The following is a 19582-nucleotide window of genomic DNA, read 5'->3' as shown; positions in this document are numbered from 1 at the left end:
GCCATGACAAGAAACACAAAACTCGATCGGTTTGCCGCAGGGGCGGCGCTGGTGATCGCGGTCGGAACGATGCCGCAAATTGCGGCGGCCGAAGTGACGCTCAAGGTTGCGGATACCTTTCCGCCCGGCCACTACATTGTCGAGACCGGCACCACCTACTGGATGGACCGCGTAACCGAGCTGACCGATGGCGAGGTCAAGTTTCAGTATTTCGGTGCCGGTCAGTTGGGTTCGCTGCGCGATATGTTCTCGATGGTGCAGACAGGCGTGGTGGACATCGGCTATGTTCCGCCGGCCTATAACGGGGGCACGATGCCGCTGGCGGGCGTGCACACGCTTCCTGGCCTTTTCTCGCAGAGCGTTGTCGGGACGCCCGCTTTTTTTGAAACGGTGACGTCGGATCCGATCCTGGAAAACGACTTCCTGGCCAATGGGATGCGCCCGCTCTGGGGCGTAATGACCTCGACCTACAACCTGTTCACCCGCGGCAAAGATGTGGACGGCATAGAAGACATCAAAGGGCTGAAACTGAAAACCATTGCCGGGAACATGGCGGAATCGGTCAAGGCCCTGGGGGGCGCGCCGGTTGATATTCCCAGCCCGGAAACCTATCAGGCCATCCGCACCGGCACCGTCGACGGCACGATCTTTCCCACCACCAGCATCTATTCCTACAAGCTGGACGAGATAATCGATACCGCCGTTCTGGGTTTGGATGTCTTTGTGTATTGGGCACCCTACGTGATCCGCGAGGAGGTCTGGCAAGAGTTGTCGCCAGAGCATCAACAGGCCATTCAACAGGCCTCGCAGGAGGCGATGCAGCGCGTTGCCGAAGAAACCGACCGATCGGCCGCCGAGCTTGAGGACAAGATGCGGGACAGCGGTATCGAGGTTATCGTTCTGGACGAGGCACAGCGCGAAAAGGTCAAATCGGCCACAGCGCCTGTTTTCGATGCCTGGGTCTCTGGTCTGCAAGAGCGCGGACTGCCTGCGGGCGAAGTGCTGGAGATGTTTCGCGCGAACATCGAAAAGCACCAGACGCAGTAAGGCGTGTAACCGTGTCCCGTCACGATCTTGATCCCCAAGACGACGCCGTGCTGTCGCCGAGAGTTGGATTGCACGGTCCTCTGGGCCGAGCGATGGACCGGGTGGATACCGGGATGAACTGGCTGTCGCGCGCGGCTATGATGGTCATGCTGGTGCTGATCCTCATACAGGTCTTTACGCGCTATATCCTGAATGACCCGATCGAAGGGGTCATTGGCGCTACAGAGCTATATCTGATGCCCATCATCGTGTTCGGAAGCCTGAGCTATCTGGAAATGTATGATGGCCATGTGCGAGTGGGGATAGTGTTTGATGCTCTGCCCGAAGGGCTGCGGGCCGGTTTCAATGTCGTCTTGCGATTGGCAGCGGCCGCGTTTTTCGCGCTGATCTGTTACGGTGCCTCGCGCGAGGCGCTTAAGGCGTGGGACTTCGGATATCGCACATCCGGCGACATCGACGCGCCTCTCGTCACCACGCTTGTGATTGCGCCGATTGGCTGCGTGCTGATCGTTCTGCGCCTTCTCGTGAATGCGGCGGGTGACGTTCAGCACCTTCGCGGCGCTTCGGATCGGATTGGCTGAGCATGGAATTTCTCGCACCTGTGTCGCTATTGCTGGCGGGGCTTCTCGTCGTCGGGATGCCGATAGGCTTTGCGATGGGCATCGCGGGCACCGTGGGTCTTTATCTGATGGGCGGGCTCAACCTAGCGCTTGGTATCCTGTCGGTCGCCCCGTATCGCAACACTGCCTCCTGGCTGCTGACCGCGATTCCCTTGTTCATCCTGATGGCTGAGATACTGTCGGCCAGCAGGATATCTTCGGACATGTTCCGCGCCGCCAACAAATGGGTGGGCCATCTGCCCGGAGGTCTCGCGGTCGCCGCAGTATTCACCAGCGCAGGTTTCGGGGCGGTTTCGGGCTCGTCCACCGCGGCGACGGCAACGATGGCGCGCACTGTCGCGCCTGAAGCCGAAAGATACGGATACGACCGTGGCATGATCGTGGGCACCGTGGCGGCGGCCGGAACGTTGTCGATCATGATCCCCCCCTCGGTTGTGCTGATGGTTTACGGCATCATCACCGAAACCTCGATCGGCGGGCTGTTCATCGCCGGAATTCTGCCGGGTCTTATTACCGCGCTCAGCTTTGCCGGAATCACGATGGTTTGGGCGACGCTGAACCGCGATCTGGCGCCACCAGTGCAAAGCCATGGGTGGCGCGAGCGGTTTGCGTCGCTGCGCGACATCTGGCCAGTGGTTCTGCTGTTCGTCTTTGTCGTGGCCGGGATCTATTCTGGCGCGGTCACCGTGACCGAAGCTGCCGCGGTTGGCTGCTTCGGCGCGATCACGATTGCCGCCGTGATGCTAAGACGCATGAGCTGGCGCGAATTCATGGGGGCGCTAGAACGCACGACGCGCCCGACTGCAATGATCTTCACCATTATCATCGGGGCGCACATTTTCGGCTATTTTGTCACCCTGACCATGGCACCGCAGGCGCTGGTCTCGTATGTGCAAGGGCTTGAGATCGGGCCGGGTGTGGTGATCCTGATCCTGATCCTGATCTACATCCTGCTGGGCTGTGTGATGGATCAGCTGGCGATCCTGATCCTGACCATGCCGATCGTCTTTCCAATGGTCATGGAGCTTGGCTATTCGCCGATCTGGTTCGGCATCCTGGTCACGAAAACGGTCGAGATCGGGCTGATCACGCCCCCCATCGGAATGAACGTCTTCGTCGCAAGCTCTATCACCGGCGTCCCGCTCAAGCGGGTCTTCGCCGGGGTCCTGCCATTCGTTCTGGCCGAGTTCGCGGTATTGGCCCTGATCGCATTCTTTCCCGAGTTCGTGACCGTGTTTTCGGGCGAATACTGACAACCTGAAGGAGCGTAACTTGGAACTAGGACTGAAGGACAAGGTGGCCATCGTGACCGGCTCGGGGCGTGGGATCGGCGCGGTGACCGCGCGTGCGCTGGCCGAAGAGGGGGCCAAGGTAGTGATCACCGATATCGACCCACAAACCACAAAGGCCACCTGCGCCGCACTGGTGGCGGACGGATACAACGCAATCGGCGTGGCCTGCGATGTCACGCAAGAAACGCAGGTTGAAACCCTTGTTTTGCGCACGGTCGAGGCATTCGGCGCTGTCCACATTCTGGTAAACAACGCCGGCTTTCCGCGTGACAACTACATCACCAAGATGCCCGAACAGGACTGGGACGCTGTTGTGGGCGTGATCCTGAAGGGTGCCTATACCTGCTCGCGCGCCGTGGTGCCGTACTTCATGGAACAGAAGTGGGGCCGGGTGATCAACATCTCCTCGCGCGCCTATCTCGGCAATCCGGGGCAGACCAACTATGCCGCCGCCAAGGCCGGCATCATCGGCTTCACCCGGGCGCTGGGGATGGAACAGGGTCGCTTCAATGTCACCGTAAATGCTATCGCGCCGGGGTTCATCGCCACCGAGATGATCGAGTCGCTTCCAAACTACGACCGGATAAAGTCGCGCGCTCTGGCAATGAATACCGTGCAGCGCCTTGGCAACGAACGCGACATCGCCAACGGCGTGGTGTTCCTCGCTTCGGATGCGGCGGAATACATCTCGGGCGAGACGCTTCACATCACCGGGGGGCGATATGGCTGAACATGTCCCGGCCTTCGCCTGTGTCGAGGATCAAGAGACGCGGATGCTGCGAGACAGCATCCGGGGCTTCATGGCGCGCGAGCTGACCGAAGCGCGCATCTCGCAATGCGAGGCGGCGGGCGATCTGCCCTGGGCGATAATGGGCGAGCTACGCCAGTTCGGCTATCTTGGCGGGCTTCTGCCGGAAGAGGCCGACGGCTATGGCCTCAGCTATCGCACCTGGGCGATGATGATGGAGGAAGCAGGATACCGCTGGCTTTCACTCCGGGTGCTGCTCAACACCGTGAACATCGTGATCGCATTGTTCCACCACCTCGGCGATGCGCTCCAGAAGGAAAAGTGGCTGAAACCCGTCATGGCTGGCCAGATGCCGGTCTGGGTGGGGATCACCGAACCCGACCACGGCTCTGATGTTGCCTCGGTGCAGACCCGGGCCGAGGACAAGGGCGACCACTGGCTGATCAATGGCGGCAAGCTGTGGACGACGAACGGCGTCAACGGCCGGGTCGGGATCCTCGTGGCGCGGACCTTCACCAAGGGATGCGAGGGCGATCTGAGTCTGTTCATCGTCGATCCCACCGAAACCCGGTTCGAGGCCGCGCGCGTCGGCACGATGTTCATCAAGGCCACCGCAACCTCGCAGCTTGCGTTCAGCGATGCGAGGGTGCCCAAGGAGAATTTGCTTGGCCCCGTCGGCAAGGGGCTGAAGGCGATCTTGACGGGGCTCAATTATGGGCGACTCAACGTAGCGGCGGGCGCGACGGGCGCGGCGCAGCGGGCGCTGGATCTGTCCACCGACTACGTCAAGACGCGCCGACAATTCGGCAACGTGATCGGAAGCTATCAGTTGGTACAGAAACTGATCGTGGACATGACAGTGCGCACCGAGGCGGCCCGCGCGCTGACGGAGCGGGCCGCGCAGGCGCTGGACGCGGGACTACCAGGGCGCAAGGAATGCTCGATTGCCAAGCTCTATGCCAGCGAGGCGGCACATGAGGTCGCATCGATGGCGCTGCAGGCGCACGGCGGGTTGGGCTATTCGACTGATTACCCAGTCGAGCGGTTGTTTCGCGATACGCGCGGCGGGCTGATCCCCGAGGGCACGTCGGAAATCCAGACATTGATCATCGGGCGCGAGATTCTCGGAATCTCGGCCTTTACCTGAGCAAGGAGGGGCCGATGCCGATGACCTTTCTCCATGCCCTGAAGCTGAACGCACGGCGGTTCCCTATGAAACCCGCGGTGGTGTTCGAAGGCCGCAGGCAAAGCTATGCCGAGCTTCTTGACCGGGTTGAGCGCATGATGACGCTGCTGACGCGGCGCGGCATCGGTCCGGGCGACAAGGTGGCGGTGATTTCGGAAAACCATCCCGATTTCCTTGCTGCCTATGTGGCGGTCACGGGGCTAGGCGCGATCCCTGCGCCGATCAATTATCGTATCGCGCCCGACGTCATGGCCGATGTGGTCGCGCGTTCGGACAGCAGGACCCTGTTGCTGGGCGATATCGCGCTGGATCATGCCGGCCTGTTCGGCACAGTGGTGAGCGACATCATCGCCCTGGGTGATGTTGCGGATGGCGTGCAGGGTGTGCCGCGCTTGTCGGACTTGCTGGCCGAAACCCCGCCCGATCCGCCGCAAGGGCGGGACGGCACGACGATTATGTTGCACACCTCGGGGACCACCGGACAACCCAAGGGCGCGCTGCGCAGCCTCTTCGGCATGGAAGAACGTGCCATCGAGCAGCGGTTCCGGCCCGACGACCGCGCGCTTTCCGCGTTGCCGATCTGCCTGTCGGCGGGATGCACCTACACGCTGCTGCCGCTTTATCTGGGGGCAAGCGTTTATCTGATGCGCCGTTTTGACGGGGCCGAGGCGTTGCGGCTGATCGAAAAGGAGCGACTGACCGCCACGATGCTGCTCCCAGCCATGCTGCAGCGGATGGTCGAGGCCAAGGGTTTCGCCAGCGCCGACCTGTCGGCGCTGCGCACGCTGCAATCAGGCGGCGGCGAGATGTACCCCGACCTCAAACGTGCCGCGCTGGAAAAGTTCGGCGATGCGCTGATGATCTATGCCGCCTCCAGCGAGGCGGGTCCCTACGCCAACCTCGCCGCCGAGGATCTGCGCCGCAACATGTCGGGCAACTGCGTCGGCCGGCCCTTCTTCGGGGTCGATCTGAAGATTCTGGACGATGATGGAAACGAGGTGCCGCAGGGCGAGGTGGGCGAGATCTGCACCCGTAGCAATAGCCGTTATGACTGCTATTACAAGGACGAGGCGCTGACCGCCGAGACCCGGCGCGGCGACTATCTGACCGTGGGCGATCTGGGCCGGATCGACGCCGAGGGTCTTCTGTGGTTCACCGGCCGCAAACGCGACATCATCAAAAGCGGTGGCATCAATATATATGCCCCCGAGATCGAGGAAGCCCTGGCCAGCCACCCCGAGATAGCCGAGGCGCATTGTGTGGGCCTGCCCGATCCGCGCTGGACCGAGGCGATCTGCGCGGTAATCGTCCCCGCACCCGGCGCCCGGCTGACCCAAGCCGATGTGGTTGCCTACGCTGATACCCGGCTTGACCGATACAAGCGTCCCCGGCGCGTGGTGTTCATGGCCACGGTGCCGCGAAACCTGACCGGCCGCGTGCTCAAAGCCGAACTCAAAGAGGCATTGCTGGCGTTGCCACAGGAGGAAGTCCAATGACCGGCCCCGATCTTTCGGCTCTGAAGGGCCAGCAGCTTTATTGGGAAGACCTGAAACAAGGCGACCAGTTCGACAGCCCCACACGCACCATAACCGAGGCGGACGTGGCGAATTTCGCCTGTATGTCCGGCGATTTCAACCGGCTGCATGTCGATGCCGAATATGCCGCTATGTCGGCCTACGGGCAACGCATCGCGCACGGGCTGCTGGTGGTGTCGGTGATGTCGGGTTTGACGACGCGGATGCTGATGAACACGTTCCTTGAACCCTCGCTTCTGGGTTTGCTCGACATGCAATGCCGCTTTCCCAAACCCACCTTCATCGGCGACACGATCGGGGTACGCGTCACCGTGGCCGAGAAGCGTGAAACCTCGAAACCCGAACGCGGCATCTTGTCGTTCCGGCGCGAGGTCATCAACCAGCGCGGCGAGACGGTGGTGGAAGGGGTCTGGAAACTGCTCGTCCGGCGCGCGCCGAAAAGTGCCTGAGCCGATGGGTGAGGGCGATTTTCCCAATCTTTCGCGGCTCTTGTCGCCACGCAGCGTGGCAATCCTGGGGGCCAGTGAACGGCCGCGAAGCGTGGGGTGTGACACGCTGCGCAACCTTGCCGAACATTCCGATTTCGAGGGCGATATTTTTCCCGTCAATCCCGGCCGGGACAAGGTTCTGGGCTTGCGCGCCTATCCGAACATGTCAGCCTTGCCCGGTCCTGTTGATGTGGCGGTGCTGTGCGTTCCGGCCGACGCGGTGATCCCGGCCCTGCGCGAGTGTGCGGCAGCGGGAACGGGATTTGCGGTGGTCTTCACCTCGGGCTTCGGCGAGACCGGGGCCAAGGGTCGCGCCATCGAGGCCGAAATGGCCACCATCGCGTGGGAAAGCGAGATGCGTATCTATGGTCCGAACTCGCCAGGGTTTAGTAACATCAACCGCCGCCTTGGCTTGACCTTCTCTCCGGTGTTCAAGGACGACCGGCTAGGCGGGGGCATCGGGCTTGTCACACAGGGCGGCGGGCTGGGTCGCGCCTTCATACAGGCCAGCGAGCGCGGCATCGGCACCGGCCTGTGGTGTTCCACCGGCAACGAAGCAGATCTGACCATGGCCGATTTCGTGCACCACATGGTGGGCGATCCTGATATCCGGGTTGTCGCGCTTCTGGCCGAGGGGGTCCGCGACGGGCCACGTTTCCTGCGCGCTGCCCGCGCCGCAGCCCGCGCGGGAAAGCCCATGGTCGCGATGAAAGTTGGCAAATCCGACTACGGCGTGGCCGCTACCCGTTCGCATACCGCCGCGCTGGCAGGGTCGGCGGCGGTTACCTCGGCACTGTTCCGCCAGCACGGCATCGTCGAGGTGGACGATCTGGACGAGCTGATCGACACCGCAGCGCTGTTCGAACGGGCGGGCATCGCGCGACGCAAAGGAATCTGCGTATATTCCTTTTCGGGTGGCACTGCGGCGCTGGCCGCCGACATGGTGGGCAGCGCAGGGCTGACCCTATCCGAACTGGCCCCCGATACCCGCGCCGGTCTGCGCGCAGTGGCTCCGTCTTACGCAGCGCTAGAAAACCCGGTGGACCTGACCACCCAGGTCTTTACCCAAGACACGCTCAATCGCGACTGCCTGTCGTTCGTGGCGCGAGATCCGGCCACCGATGTGGTGCTCTTGCCGATCCCGGCCGATTACGGTTCGATCACCGACCGATCCGCCGACGATATGGTTGCGCTGGCGTCGGACGGCGGGGCACTTCTCGTGCCGGTCTGGATGAGCGGGCATCGTGCCGCTGGTTATGCCGCGCTGAATACGGCGGGGCTGGCGCCCTTTCGCAGTCTTGGTAAGGCGGTGACCGCGCTGAAGCGACTGATCTGGCGCGGCGACTGGAGCCTTTCAGCCGCGCAACCCCCGTCCCTGCCCGAGCTTCCTTCCGGCGAACTGGACGAGGCGTCGGCCAAGGCGGCGCTGGCCAGCCTTGGCCTGACAGTGCCTGAAGGCCGCGTTGTCACCACTGCCCGAAAGGCTGAGGAAGCGGCGCACGAGATCGGATTTCCGGTCGTGCTCAAGGCGCTTGTGCCAGGTCTTCTACACAAAACGGAAGCCGGGGCCGTGGCCGTCGGGCTGACGGATGCTGACGCGCTCGCCGTGGCCTGGGACAAAATGGCCGCGTCGCTTGCCGCGCGGGGCCACCAGTTGGACCGCGCCCTGGTCGAGCGGATGGAACAGGGGCAGGGGATCGAAGTGATGATCGGACTTCACCGCGATCCTGTATTTGGCCCGGTGGTGAGCTTCGGCCTGGGCGGCGTGATGGTCGAGGCGCTTGCCGACGTGACGCACCGCGCGGCGCCCTTCGGACGCTCCGAAGCAATGGCGATGATTGACGAGATCCGTGGCCGCGCCTTGCTGGACCCCTTGCGGGGGCGCCCCGGTGCCGATCTGGGCGCGCTGGCCGATCTTCTTGTGACCATTTCCACCTTGGGGTCGCACAGTGACATTGAGGAAGTCGATCTCAACCCGGTACACGCCGGCTCCGAGGGCGCCACCGTGCTCGACGCAGTGATCCTGCGCGCACGAAGCTACATACAAGGAAAGGCACATCAATGACGGTAAAGACGGATATCGGCTTCACCACCCGCGACCGTATCTATGTGCGCGGACGCGATCTTGCCGATGACATCCTCGGAAAGATGGATTTCATCGACATGATCTATTTCACCGCCACCGGAAAGGAGCCCGATGCAAGCACCCGTGCGATGACCAACGCGATCATCGTGACGGCCACCGATCACGGCCTTACCCCAAGTGCCATTGCCGCGCGAATGACCATCCTCGGCGCGCCCGAGTCGCTGCAGGGCGCGGTGGCCGCGGGTCTTCTGGGGGCAGGGAATCACTTCCTTGGCACAATGCAGAATGCCGCCGCCTTCACCCGCGAAGAAATTGGCGGCCTGACTGACGACGATGACGACACGGCCTATGACGCCCGCGCCCGCGAGGTGGTGCGCGCGTTTCGCGCCGCGCGCCGCATCGTCCCGGGCCTTGGCCATCCGATCCATGTTCAAGGCGATCCACGCACCCCTGTGCTGCGCCGCATCGCCAGCGAGAACGGGTTCGATGGGCGGCACTGGCGCTTCATGACGGCTGTCGAGACCGCCGCGCGTGAGGAATATGGCCGCCTCCTGCCGATCAACGCGGCCGGCGCGGTCGGGGCCACCGTGACTGACATGGGACTGGCCCCGATCTGGGCCAGGGCATTCGCGCTGATCGGCCGATCCGCCGGGCTTTTGGCGCATCTGATGGAGGAGCGCGAGAACCCGCAAGGACAGAAGATCTGGGATATGATTCTGGAACAGGACGACTCTGCCGAGCTCGCCGGGATCGCCGACCCGGCCCGCGCGGAGAAGCGGGGAAAGCAACAATGAAAGCGATCACACCGCTGGCAGGGCTGCGGATTCTCGATTTGACCGAGCTGTTGCCCGGCCCTTACGCCACCCAGCAACTGGCCGAGATGGGGGCCGAGGTCATCAAGGTAGAACGCCCTGAGGGCGATGCCGCGCGGGTTATGTTTCCCGGCCTCTTTGCGGCGGTGAACCGCGGCAAGAAGAGCATTTCGCTGAACCTCAAGGATGACACCGACTGCGCTGCTTTCCTGCGTCTGGCAGAACGGGCCGACGTGGTAATCGAGGGCTACCGACCCGGGGTCACTACGCGACTAGGTATTAACTATGAGACGCTTTCGGCGCTTAATCCCGGCCTCGTTTATTGTTCGGTCAGTGGCTATGGCCAAACCGGCCCGGCGCGGAACTGGCCGGGCCATGATCTGAACTACGCGGCGATGGCAGGCGCGGTGGCCATTTCGGGTGCGCCTGACGGGCCGCCCGAATACACGACGGGCGTGCCGATCGGGGATCTGTCGGCGGCCATGTATGCGATAATCACCATCCTGGCCGCATTGCGCGCACGCGATGCCACGGGCCATGGACAATATCTGGATGTGTCGATCACCGATGCGCTGGCCAGCTGGGTCGCGCCCCGCTACGGAGTGTGGGACGCGGCCCGCCGCGCCGGGCGTGAAGTCATAAAGGCCGACATATTGCGCCGGGCTGCCTATGGCATCTTCCAGACATCAGACGGTAAGTTCATCACCATAGGGGCGATTGAAACTCATTTCTTCCGCCGGCTGATCCGGGCCACGGGCCTGACCGGTTTCGATGATCCCGAACTTGACGATTACGCGGCGCGAACGGCCCGCACCGATGACATCCAGGCTGCGCTTGCGCCGCTGATCGGGACGAAGCCTTACGGCCATTGGGCAACGGTATTCGAAGCCGAGGACGTCCCCTTTGCCCCGGTCAACACCTTGAAGGATCTGGCGAGCGATCCGCATCTGAAGGCGCGCGGTATGGTGTGCGCGGCGGGCGAGGCAAAGGTATTGGCTTTCCCGGTGCGGATGGAGGGAATCGGCGCGCCGGCAGGGCAGGTCCCGGAGGTGGGCGAGCATCAGGCCGAAATACTGGCGCAAATCGCAGCCCTGGAGTGAGGACCGATGCAGTTCGAGTTGGACGACTGGCAGGAAACTGCCCGGCGCAGTTTCCGCAAGTACCTCGACGCCAAGGTGGCGCCGCTGGTCGAAGACCATGAGGACGCCCACAAAATGCCGCCCGCCGAGGTCTTGCAGAAGATGGGCGAGTTCGGCCTGCTGGGCGGTCTTTTGCCAGAGGCGCAAGGCGGCACGGGTCTTGATTATCTGACGTATTGCACGCTGCTGTGCGAGCTGTCTCAGGTATGGCCGTCGCTGCGCAGCATTGTCAGCACGTCGAACCTTGTCCTGATGATCGTCGCGCAGCATGGCACGCCGGAGCAACAGGCAAGGTGGCTGAGCGACCTGGTTTCGGGTCGCAAGACAGCCTTTTTTGCGTTGACCGAGCCGAACGTCGGTTCGGACGCCAGCAACGTGGAAACGCGTGCCCGGCGCGACGGTGATGGTTGGCGGCTGAACGGACGCAAACTGTATATTTCCAACGGGACCGGGGCCGATCTGGGGGTGGTTTTCGCGCGGTCGGGCGACGGCGAACGCGCGGGGGTATCGGCCTTCGTGGTCGAGGCGGGAACAGCAGGGTTTTCAACCCGAGAGGTCCGCAGCATGGGCATGAATTCATGCCCGCTAGGCGAGCTGCTGTTTGAGGACGTGTTGCTGCCCGCAGACCACCTGATCGGCGCCGAGGGCGAGGCGTTCGCCATCGCCAAGCATTATCTGAACGTGGGGCGCTGTTTCGTTTCTTTCACCTGCCTGGGCCTGTCAATTGCCGCCTATGAGGCGGCGCTGCGTTATGCGGGCGCGCGAGAACAGTTCGGACGCAAGATCGGCGGGTTTCAACTGGTCCAGCAGATGATCGCAGATATGATGACTGGCGTGGAAACCTCGCGGTTGCTGGCGTGCCGGGCCGCTGACGCGCTGGATCGCGGGGCACCGGATCGCGGCCGGGCCTGTTCCATGGCCAAGCGTCACAACTCCGATACGGCTCTGCGGGTTTGCGAGACTGCCCTGCAAGTGCACGGCGGGGCCGGATACACCCGTGATTTCCCCGTCGAGCGCTATTATCGCGATGTGCGACATCTCACGATCGCTGAAGGCACCAACCAGCTTCAGGCGCTGCTTCTGGCACAGGGGGCTTTAGGCATCTCAGCCCTGCGGGGCTGACTGCCTAAAGCCCGGCCCGAGGCAACGCTTGCATCGGACTGCGTTGCGCCGTTGGGTGGGAACGCTCATGCAATGGCTGCACCGTCTGTGCCGTTCCGGCCCGCGCGCGTTTCAGAACGCATTCAGGCCCGTCAGGTTGCGTCCAATCACCAGTTTCTGGATCTCGGTCGTTCCGTCCGGGATTGGCATCACCTTGGCATTGCGGAAGTGCCGTTCAACGGGGAACTCCTTGGTGATGCCGTTGCCGCCGTGGATCTGCACGGCCTTGCCGGCGATTTCGACAGCCATTTCCGTCGCATACCATTTCGCCATCGAGGTCTGGGTGTCACAGCGCACGCCCAGGTCCAGAAGTTGCAGCCCGCGCTGGCACAACAGGCGCGCGGCATCCAGGTGCGTGGCCATGTCGGCCAGGTAGCCTTGAATCAACTGGTGCCCGCCGATCGGCTTACCATGTTGTTGGCGATCCTGCGCATATTTGACGGCACATTCCAACGCCGCCTGCGCAATGCCAATGCTCGTCAGGCCGACAAACACGCGAGCGCTCTCAAACAGTTTCAACGTCTGGAACAGGCCGCCGCCTGCATTACCCAGAACATGCTCGGCGGTGGTTTCCGCCCGGTCGAAAAACAATTCGCAGGTCGATGCGCCAACAAGTCCCATCTTGCGCAATTCGCGGCTCTCGTATTTGCCGGTGTCGCGGTCGACGATGACCATGGAAATACCGTCGTCCAGATTGCAGACAACGATGGCGAAATCCGACTGGGCCCCATTGGAAATCCAGAGCTTCTGGCCAGTGACGAAAATCCTGTCGCCCTCGCGGTCCGCGCGTGTCTTGACCTCGCGCACGTTCGAACCGACCTCTGGTTCGGAAATACAGGTGGCACAGATCCGTTCGCTGCGCAGGAGCGGCTTCAGATAGGCCTCTTTCTGCGCCGCATTTCCTAGGAGGTTGATCGCGAACACGGCATGACCCTGGATCAGGACCGCAATTGCCAGATCGGCCCATATCCGGGCCAATTCCTCGTAAAGGATGCCATAGGTCATCCGGTCGATTCCGGCTCCGCCGTCTTCCTCGGGGATCAGGCCGCTGATCAGCCCGAATTCCTCGACCTTGGCGAACAGGGACTTCAGGGTTTTCGCATCGGGCGGGTGGCCGAGGTTCTCGTATTTCTCGGCCAGCGGCGCGAACTCTGCCTCGGCCATCTTGCGGAAGTTTTCCAGCAACATGCGTTGCTCATCTGTATAGATTGCCTGAGCGGCGGCGATCACGTTTTCCATGGTTCTTCTCCTTGTTTCAGCGGCCCAGAATGGTGACGCAGGCGGCCGCTTCTTCTACTCCGTGCAACCCCCCGCCGTTTTCGGCGATGGCGTTCTTTGCCCCTTCGACCTGACGCGCGCCAGCTTCGCCGCGCAGTTGCGTGACCAGTTCGAAAACCTGCCCTATCCCTGTGGCCCCGACCGGGTGGCCCTTGGATTCCAATCCGCCCGAAGGGTTCACCGGAATGCGTCCGCCGATCTTTGTCTCGCCGCGCAGACTGGCGGGACCGCCCTCGCCGAATTCGACAAACCCGAGGTTCTCGATCTGGATCACTTCGCCCACGGCCGTGGCGTCATGCACTTCGGCCACCGATATATCCTCGGGGCCGATCCCGGCCTGTTCATAGGCCTCAAGCGCCGCAAGCCGGGTCAGGTGGTTCTTGTAATCTTCCGGCGGACGGTCGGTGCCCGAGCGCAGGATCGCGGCCTTGACTTTGATGGCGCGGGCGGGATCGAGGCCCAGACGTTTTATCCCCTCGCCGGTGCATAAAACGGCCGCAGCGGCCCCGTCCGAGATCGGGGCGCACATCGGCAGGGTCAGCGGATAGGTGATCGGCGGCGCGGCCAATACCTGATCGACGCTCATGGCTTCTCGGTATTGCGCCAGTGGATTATGCACGGAATGCGCATGGTTCTTGGCGGCGACGGCGGCGAACTGTTCCTGAGTTGTGCCAAAGGTCTTCATGTGCAGCCGGGCGAAGCCTGCGTAGACATCCATGAACACGCTGTAGGGCTTGGGCGATTTCGATCCTTCGGGTTCCTCGACCCCTGCACCCAGATCGGCCAGCCGTTGCGCGACCTCTTCGCTGTTGCTGACGTCCCAGCCGCTGTCGAAGGCCGAAAACATCAACGCACGGTCGTCAGAATACATCTTTTCGGCGCCCACGGCGAGACAGCAGTCGCCATTGCCGGCCTTGAGGAAATCGACTGCCAGTTTGAACCCGGTCGAGGCGCTGGCGCAGGCGTTTTCGACATTCACCACCGGAATGCCCTGAATGCCCATTTCACGCAGCGCGATTTCGCCGCGGATCATGTGCTGGCCCTCCATGTGGCCCTGCACCGCGTTCGAGAAGAATGCGCCGTCGATACGATCTGCCGTCACTCGGGCATCGGAAAGCGCGGCGGCGACGGCCTCGCCGGTCATGCCCTTCACGGTTTTGTCCCGGAACTTTCCGAACGGCGTCATCCCGACGCCAACGACGTAAATGTCCTGCATCGTTTGTCCTCCTGACCTAGTACCCGCGAAACTGCGGTTTTCGTTTTTCATTGAACGCCGACAGACCCTCGTGCATGTCCCAGGACCGCATGTGCGCGCGCAGGTTCAGCATCTCTTCGGAGAGCGCGGCGGTTTCGTCCACGTCCAGCGACCGATTGGCGACCGTCTTCATGCGGCGCAAGACTGCCGGGCTTTTGTCTGCCAACCTGTCGGCAAAGGCCTGCACCGCGTGGCGCAGGTCTTCGTCCGCGACGACATTGTTGACCAGCCCCCAGTCCATCATTTCCCGTGCCGAAACGTTCTCGCCCGAGAACAGCAGGTATTTTGCGCGGTTCAGGCCAATCCTGCGCGGCAGGATTGCCGCGCCGCCTGCTCCGGGAAAGACCCCGAAATTGGAATGTGCATCGCCGAGCTGGGCGCTTTCGGCGGCAAAGACCAGATCGCAGGCCATCACCATTTCCAGACCGCCCGCCATGGCCAGCCCGTTCACGGCGGCGATTACCGGTTTCGGGCCATGTCGCATCAGACCAAACGTGTGATCGACAAGATCCAGCAGATCCGGCTCGCCCGGCGCATGTTTGGCGCCCGCAACTTCTTTCAGATCGGCACCGGCGCAGAACGCCCGGCCAGAGCCGGTCAGGACAATTGTACGCACCCCATCGTCGGCCAGCGCCGATTCCAGTGCTGCCGCCATCTCGCGCAGCATCTGCGTTGACATTGCGTTGAGCTGTTCGGTGCGCTGGAAGGTAATCCATTCAGTTTTTGCGACCCGCTCAACGAATAGCGTCTGCTTTGCTTCACTCATGCTAAGCTCCTGATAATTATACATATTATTGGTTTTTCGCCTTGTCTTTTGCGGCGATTTGCGCTGCACTCGGGCGGACCCGCACGTGGAAAACAAAAGAGCTGGAGATTGATATGAGCACTGCACCCCTGGCCGGCCTGAAAATTCTCAGCCTTGCCGAACAGTTTCCCGGTCCCTATGCCACAATGCTGTTGTCCGACATGGGAGCCGAGGTGATCATGATCGAACGACCGGGTGTCGGCGATCCGGCCCGGCAATTTCCGCCCTTGTTCCGGGCACTGAACCGAGGCAAGCGCAGCGTTGCGTTGGATCTGAAATCGGCCGAGGGGCTGGCACGGTTTCGCGAACTGGCCAAGGAATCGGATGTCATCGTCGAAGGGTTCCGCCCTGGCAAGCTTGCGGCCTTGGGTGCCGGTTTCGAGGACATGCGCAGTGTCAACTCGCGGCTGGTTTATGTATCGATTTCGGGTTACGGGCAGGACGGCCCCTATCGTGACAGGGCTGGCCATGACCTGAGCTATGAAGGGGTTGGCGGTTTGCTGGCCGATCAGGCCGATGCAAAGCAGCCCGGCCCTGTGCCGGCGATCCCCCTTGCGGATGTTGGCGCGGCGTTGTTCGCGGCGATCGCAATCCTGTCGGCGGTGGTGTCGAACCAGCGCACAGGGCAGGGGCGTTACGTGGACGTCGCCATGTCGGATGCGGTGGTTTCGATGTTGACCGCATTCCTCGTTCCAGCCGCCAATGGCACACCGCTGGGCGAATTTATCGCCGAACCGGGCTATGGCGTATTCACCTGCAGAGACGGCAAGCTCTTGACCTTGTCCATCGCGCATGAGGACTGGTTCTGGAAACCGTTCTGCGATGTGATCGGCAGGGCGGATCTTGCGCCGTTGACAGGCCGCGACCGTGTCGCCCGCAAGGCCGCGCTGCGCGAAGAAATCGCGGCGGTTCTGGTCGGCAAGACGCGCGCCGAATGGGGCGATCTTCTGGACAAGGCGGGGGTGCCATGGGGGCCGGTCAATTCCCTGGTCGAAACGCTGGACGACCCTCATGTGCGTGCGCGCCATCTGCTGCGCACGATCACGCATGAGGGCGGCAAGGCCGAGACGTTCATTGTCCAGCCGTTGAAATTTGATGGCTTCGAAACCGCGACACCGGATCTGCCCCCTGAGCTTGGGGCAGATAATGACAGCGTTTTTTCGGACGACGCCACCTGGAGGCGGTAGCCGTCCGAATTCGGCTCTAGCAGGCAAACGAATACCCGCCATTCACCGGATAGGTCTGTCCGGTGATCCAGCTGGCGGCATCCGAGCAGAGGAACAGGATCATTCCGGCGGGGTCCTCCGGCTCGCCCAGGCGGCGGATCACATATTGCGACAATGCCCGCTTCTCGGTCTCTGCATCCGGGATCAGGTCGGCAACAGCGGGGGTTCTCGTGCCCCCCAGGGCGACGCAATTCGCGGTGATGCCGAACCGGCCACCGGCCTTGGCGATGGCCCGCATGAAGCCTGCCGCGCCGGCCTTGGCCCCGGAATAAACCGCCAGATGTGGTTCACCGACACGGCCGGCGTCGGAAATGACGGTCACAATACGCCCATAGCCACCCTTGACCATCAAGGGCATGGCGTGACGGGTGCAGTTCAGGACCCCATCGAAATTGGTGGCCATCCAGCGGCGCCATTCGGCCGGATCGGATTCCCAAAACGGGACCAGATCGTCGAGCCGCGATGTCGGCCCGGCGTTGCCCGCATTGTTGACCAGAATATCCACGCCGCCGAAGGCGTTCTGAGCTTCGGCAAACGCCGCGCCAACCGCGTCGAAATCCGAGACGTCGAACGCGAGCGGGAGAGCTTTTGCACCCGCTGCCTCCACTTCCGCGGCAACGCTTTCGGCCCGTTCGGCGTGAAAATCGTTGACAACGATGGCACCGGCTCCGTGTTCCGCCAGATAAAGCGCGGCTTGCCGACCAACGCCTTGCCCCGCTCCGGTTACAAATGCGGTACGACCTTTGATGGAAAGCAGGTTACTCATCTTCGTTCCTTTCTATCCCAGCCATCTCTTCCGGCGGCGATAGTGTTTGATATCTCGATAGCTTTTGCGCTCGCCCGATGCGGTGACGCCGAGATAGAATTCCTTGATGTCCTCGTTGTCAGCGAGCTTGTCGGCAGGGCCGTCCATCACGATCCGGCCGTTCTCCATCACATAGGCATAGTCGGCGATCGATAGCGCCGCGGCGCTGTTTTGTTCGACCAGGAAGAAGGTCGTGCCTTCTGACTTGAGCTGCTTGAGCACTTCATAAACATCCCGGATCATCATCGGGGCCAATCCCAACGACGGTTCGTCGATCGCGATGATCTTGGGGCTGGCCATCATGGCCCGGCCGATCAGCAGCAGTTGTTGTTCGCCACCAGACATGAAGCCAGAGGTGCGGTTGCGCAGGTCCGCAAGCCGGGGCATCAAGGTGTAAACATGGTCCAGGCGCTTTTTCAGCTCGGCGGAGTTGGGCACCATGTGCCCGCCGACGATCAGGTTTTGCTCTGACGTCAGATGCCGCAAAACGCGCCGCCCTTCCATCACATGGATGAGACCGTTCTTCACGACTTCCGAGGCTTCCATGTTCTGAATGGGAGTTCCGTCCAGAACGATGGACCCCGCCGAAACGGTTCCATCCTCGGATTTGAGCGTTCCCGAGATGGCTTTAAGCGTCGTGCTTTTTCCTGCGCCATTGCCACCGAGCAGAGCAACACATTGTCCCGCACGGACTGTCATGGACACGCCTTTGAGCGCCAGGATGACGTCGGAATATGTCACCTCTACGTTGTTGAGTTCCAGCATGGTCATATTGCCCGGGGCTAAGGATCAGAACGGGCGCCGCGACTGCGGCGCCCGGATTAATTCACCATTTCTCAACTTGCGGAACGTCGACACCCGTTGCCGCGATGGTGATTTTCCCATCTTTGACGGTGCCCACATTCACTTTGAGGCCTTCCAATGGGAACGGTGCTTCTGGCGTAAAGGACAAGGTCGGCAGGAACCCATGGGTTTCTTCGGTGGTGATCGGTTTGGCAAAAAGCGCCTCACGTACCATCTCTCCGGTCAGGCCCTCGGCGCCGTTCGCCTCGATCGCGTGATCGATCACGGTCACGGTATAGAGACCCTGAGATACGCCCATTGCAGTCACGACGTTCCAAGGTGCTTCGAGTCCGTAATCGGCTACCAATGTCTCGTAGAATTGTCGCGCGGGAGTGTCCTCATCGGCCGCAATCGCCATGCCGTAGGCTTCAAAGTCCCCCTCCATTTGCTCAAGCCCGCCAAGCGCGCCACCCGAGGCTGGAAGCCCGTTATGCGAACTCATCATGATCGGGATGTTCGCCCCGTTGGCCTGCAGCCCACGTTTCGCGGCAACCACGATAGAGGTGTTCGTTTGGATTACCAGCGCCTCGGCCCCGGCTCGTACAACGCGGCGCATTTGCCCCGTCAGATCGGTGGGTTGAACTTCGGTATAGATGACCTCGACGAGGTCGATCTCCTCGGGGTGCTCTTCGGCATAGAGTTCAAGGCCCTTTGCCATGTCGACATAGGCAGGCGATGCTTCGGAGGCGAGGATCGCAACCTTGAGCGGTTCGTCTCCTCCGCGCTGTTCACGCATCCAGTTCAGAAAGCCGACACTTTCGTGCGAATAGGTCGGGCGTGGGTTGAAAATCCAGGCATCCGGTTGCCAGGCAAAACCGTAGGCCGCTGTGGCCATGAACATCGGGATTTTGTCTTCCGGCAGGCGTTCGGAAAGGGCCGCGACGTCAGGCCCGCCGAGGCCGACAACCGCAATCGGGTCCAGTTCCGATTTGATCCCGGGCCAGAGACTTGCCACCTGTGCCGCGTCATAGCGGGTTTCGTAGTTTTTGTAGTTCAGCGTGACGCCAAGTTCCTTGCCGCGGGTTTCATTCCACCAGGTGAACACAGCTTCGCGTCCGCCTGCCAGGATGGGCATGATGTCAGCATAAGGGCCGGAAAAGTCCGACAGCAGGGCCAGATTATAGGTCTCTTCGGCCTGCGCCTTCAAAGGCATGGTCGCCGCGGCCGCCAAGGCAGCCGCTGCCAGTAAGCCGCGAAGACCTCGATTCGATTGGTAAGTCATATTCTTCCTCCCAGGTTTAGAGCCGCTCTATTTC

At 62.0% G+C, this 19582-nt stretch carries 18 protein-coding genes; 12 read left to right on the top strand and 6 right to left on the bottom strand.

What is annotated here, in order from left to right; translation table 11 throughout:
- Window positions 1-3 precede the first annotated feature (3 nt).
- From AC13CR_RS07155 to AC13CR_RS07105, 11 genes are all read left to right on the top strand, one after another.
- Entirely contained in the window at window positions 4-1047 is a 1044-nt protein-coding gene (locus tag AC13CR_RS07155) for a TRAP transporter substrate-binding protein (protein WP_482900508.1), read from the top strand.
- A gap of 113 nt (window positions 1048-1160) precedes the next feature.
- Window positions 1161-1628, top strand: a complete 468-nt coding sequence (locus AC13CR_RS07150; protein WP_157815108.1) for a TRAP transporter small permease — start codon at window positions 1161-1163, stop codon at window positions 1626-1628.
- 2 nt (window positions 1629-1630) lie between these two features.
- Window positions 1631-2920: a TRAP transporter large permease gene (locus tag AC13CR_RS07145; protein WP_482900507.1), complete on the top strand. Its 1290-nt coding sequence runs from the start codon at window positions 1631-1633 to the stop codon at window positions 2918-2920.
- A gap of 19 nt (window positions 2921-2939) precedes the next feature.
- Entirely contained in the window at window positions 2940-3689 is a 750-nt protein-coding gene (locus AC13CR_RS07140; protein ID WP_482900506.1) for an SDR family NAD(P)-dependent oxidoreductase, read from the top strand.
- Window positions 3682-4854 carry an acyl-CoA dehydrogenase family protein gene (locus AC13CR_RS07135; RefSeq protein WP_482900505.1) on the top strand — a complete coding sequence of 391 codons (1173 nt, stop codon included), beginning with the start codon at window positions 3682-3684 and terminating at the stop codon, window positions 4852-4854. Before AC13CR_RS07140 ends, AC13CR_RS07135 begins: the two co-directional genes overlap by 8 nt.
- Window positions 4855-4868: 14 nt before the next feature.
- Window positions 4869-6389, top strand: coding sequence for a class I adenylate-forming enzyme family protein (locus tag AC13CR_RS07130; RefSeq protein WP_482900504.1), 1521 nt, complete (start codon window positions 4869-4871; stop codon window positions 6387-6389).
- Window positions 6386-6877, top strand: a complete 492-nt coding sequence (locus AC13CR_RS07125; RefSeq protein WP_482900503.1) for a MaoC family dehydratase — start codon at window positions 6386-6388, stop codon at window positions 6875-6877. The genes AC13CR_RS07130 and AC13CR_RS07125 overlap by 4 nt, the downstream gene beginning before the upstream one ends.
- 4 nt (window positions 6878-6881) lie before the next feature.
- Window positions 6882-8981, top strand: coding sequence for an acetate--CoA ligase family protein (locus tag AC13CR_RS07120; RefSeq protein ID WP_482900502.1), 2100 nt, complete (start codon window positions 6882-6884; stop codon window positions 8979-8981).
- Window positions 8978-9796 carry a citryl-CoA lyase gene (locus AC13CR_RS07115; protein ID WP_482900501.1) on the top strand — a complete coding sequence of 273 codons (819 nt, stop codon included), beginning with the start codon at window positions 8978-8980 and terminating at the stop codon, window positions 9794-9796. Before AC13CR_RS07120 ends, AC13CR_RS07115 begins: the two co-directional genes overlap by 4 nt.
- Window positions 9793-10914, top strand: coding sequence for a CaiB/BaiF CoA transferase family protein (locus AC13CR_RS07110; RefSeq protein WP_482900500.1), 1122 nt, complete (start codon window positions 9793-9795; stop codon window positions 10912-10914). The genes AC13CR_RS07115 and AC13CR_RS07110 overlap by 4 nt, the downstream gene beginning before the upstream one ends.
- A 6-nt stretch (window positions 10915-10920) precedes the next feature.
- Window positions 10921-12075: an acyl-CoA dehydrogenase family protein gene (locus AC13CR_RS07105; RefSeq protein WP_482900499.1), complete on the top strand. Its 1155-nt coding sequence runs from the start codon at window positions 10921-10923 to the stop codon at window positions 12073-12075.
- Window positions 12076-12186: 111 nt separating this feature from the next.
- On the opposite strand, the gene AC13CR_RS07100 is transcribed toward AC13CR_RS07105, so the two are convergent.
- Genes AC13CR_RS07100 through AC13CR_RS07090 form a run of 3 tightly spaced genes read right to left on the bottom strand, consistent with a single transcriptional unit; the run spans window position 12187 to window position 15482 of the window.
- Entirely contained in the window at window positions 12187-13353 is a 1167-nt protein-coding gene (locus tag AC13CR_RS07100) for an acyl-CoA dehydrogenase family protein (protein ID WP_482900498.1), read from the bottom strand.
- Window positions 13354-13369: 16 nt separating this feature from the next.
- Entirely contained in the window at window positions 13370-14608 is a 1239-nt protein-coding gene (locus AC13CR_RS07095; RefSeq protein ID WP_482900497.1) for a thiolase family protein, read from the bottom strand.
- Between the two features lie 16 nt (window positions 14609-14624).
- Window positions 14625-15482, bottom strand: a complete 858-nt coding sequence (locus tag AC13CR_RS07090; RefSeq protein WP_482900496.1) for an enoyl-CoA hydratase/isomerase family protein — start codon at window positions 15480-15482, stop codon at window positions 14625-14627.
- Window positions 15483-15526: 44 nt separating this feature from the next.
- Between AC13CR_RS07090 and AC13CR_RS07085 the strand changes: the two genes are divergently transcribed.
- Window positions 15527-16639 carry a CaiB/BaiF CoA transferase family protein gene (locus tag AC13CR_RS07085; RefSeq protein ID WP_482900495.1) on the top strand — a complete coding sequence of 371 codons (1113 nt, stop codon included), beginning with the start codon at window positions 15527-15529 and terminating at the stop codon, window positions 16637-16639.
- A gap of 16 nt (window positions 16640-16655) precedes the next feature.
- Here AC13CR_RS07085 and AC13CR_RS07080 read toward each other — a convergent pair whose 3' ends face one another.
- From AC13CR_RS07080 to AC13CR_RS07070, 3 genes are all read right to left on the bottom strand, one after another.
- Window positions 16656-17444 (bottom strand): SDR family NAD(P)-dependent oxidoreductase, encoded by a 789-nt coding sequence (locus AC13CR_RS07080; protein WP_482900494.1) that lies wholly within the window; start codon window positions 17442-17444, stop codon window positions 16656-16658.
- Between the two features lie 12 nt (window positions 17445-17456).
- Window positions 17457-18248 (bottom strand): ABC transporter ATP-binding protein, encoded by a 792-nt coding sequence (locus tag AC13CR_RS07075; RefSeq protein ID WP_028288589.1) that lies wholly within the window; start codon window positions 18246-18248, stop codon window positions 17457-17459.
- Window positions 18249-18309: 61 nt separating this feature from the next.
- A complete protein-coding gene (locus tag AC13CR_RS07070; protein ID WP_051630972.1) occupies window positions 18310-19548 on the bottom strand; it encodes an ABC transporter substrate-binding protein in 1239 nt (412 codons plus the stop codon).
- Between the last annotated feature and the right edge of the window lie 34 nt (window positions 19549-19582).

This window comes from Paracoccus sp. L-17 (assembly GCF_056857655.1).
This window is presented reverse-complemented; position numbering and strand designations above follow the sequence as displayed.

What these genes read in the sequence shown, in the direction of transcription:
- AC13CR_RS07155 (WP_482900508.1), top strand. Translation starts at nt 4, where the DNA reads ATGACAAGAAACACAAAACTCGATCGGTTTGCCGCAGGGGCGGCGCTG.
- AC13CR_RS07150 (WP_157815108.1), top strand. Translation starts at nt 1,161, where the DNA reads ATGAACTGGCTGTCGCGCGCGGCTATGATGGTCATGCTGGTGCTGATC.
- AC13CR_RS07145 (WP_482900507.1), top strand. Translation starts at nt 1,631, where the DNA reads ATGGAATTTCTCGCACCTGTGTCGCTATTGCTGGCGGGGCTTCTCGTC.
- AC13CR_RS07135 (WP_482900505.1), top strand. Translation starts at nt 3,682, where the DNA reads ATGGCTGAACATGTCCCGGCCTTCGCCTGTGTCGAGGATCAAGAGACG.
- AC13CR_RS07130 (WP_482900504.1), top strand. Translation starts at nt 4,869, where the DNA reads ATGCCGATGACCTTTCTCCATGCCCTGAAGCTGAACGCACGGCGGTTC.
- AC13CR_RS07125 (WP_482900503.1), top strand. Translation starts at nt 6,386, where the DNA reads ATGACCGGCCCCGATCTTTCGGCTCTGAAGGGCCAGCAGCTTTATTGG.
- AC13CR_RS07120 (WP_482900502.1), top strand. Translation starts at nt 6,882, where the DNA reads ATGGGTGAGGGCGATTTTCCCAATCTTTCGCGGCTCTTGTCGCCACGC.
- AC13CR_RS07115 (WP_482900501.1), top strand. Translation starts at nt 8,978, where the DNA reads ATGACGGTAAAGACGGATATCGGCTTCACCACCCGCGACCGTATCTAT.
- AC13CR_RS07110 (WP_482900500.1), top strand. Translation starts at nt 9,793, where the DNA reads ATGAAAGCGATCACACCGCTGGCAGGGCTGCGGATTCTCGATTTGACC.
- AC13CR_RS07105 (WP_482900499.1), top strand. Translation starts at nt 10,921, where the DNA reads ATGCAGTTCGAGTTGGACGACTGGCAGGAAACTGCCCGGCGCAGTTTC.
- AC13CR_RS07100 (WP_482900498.1), bottom strand. Translation starts at nt 13,353, where the DNA reads ATGGAAAACGTGATCGCCGCCGCTCAGGCAATCTATACAGATGAGCAA.
- AC13CR_RS07095 (WP_482900497.1), bottom strand. Translation starts at nt 14,608, where the DNA reads ATGCAGGACATTTACGTCGTTGGCGTCGGGATGACGCCGTTCGGAAAG.
- AC13CR_RS07085 (WP_482900495.1), top strand. Translation starts at nt 15,527, where the DNA reads ATGAGCACTGCACCCCTGGCCGGCCTGAAAATTCTCAGCCTTGCCGAA.
- AC13CR_RS07080 (WP_482900494.1), bottom strand. Translation starts at nt 17,444, where the DNA reads ATGAGTAACCTGCTTTCCATCAAAGGTCGTACCGCATTTGTAACCGGA.
- AC13CR_RS07075 (WP_028288589.1), bottom strand. Translation starts at nt 18,248, where the DNA reads ATGCTGGAACTCAACAACGTAGAGGTGACATATTCCGACGTCATCCTG.
- AC13CR_RS07070 (WP_051630972.1), bottom strand. Translation starts at nt 19,548, where the DNA reads ATGACTTACCAATCGAATCGAGGTCTTCGCGGCTTACTGGCAGCGGCT.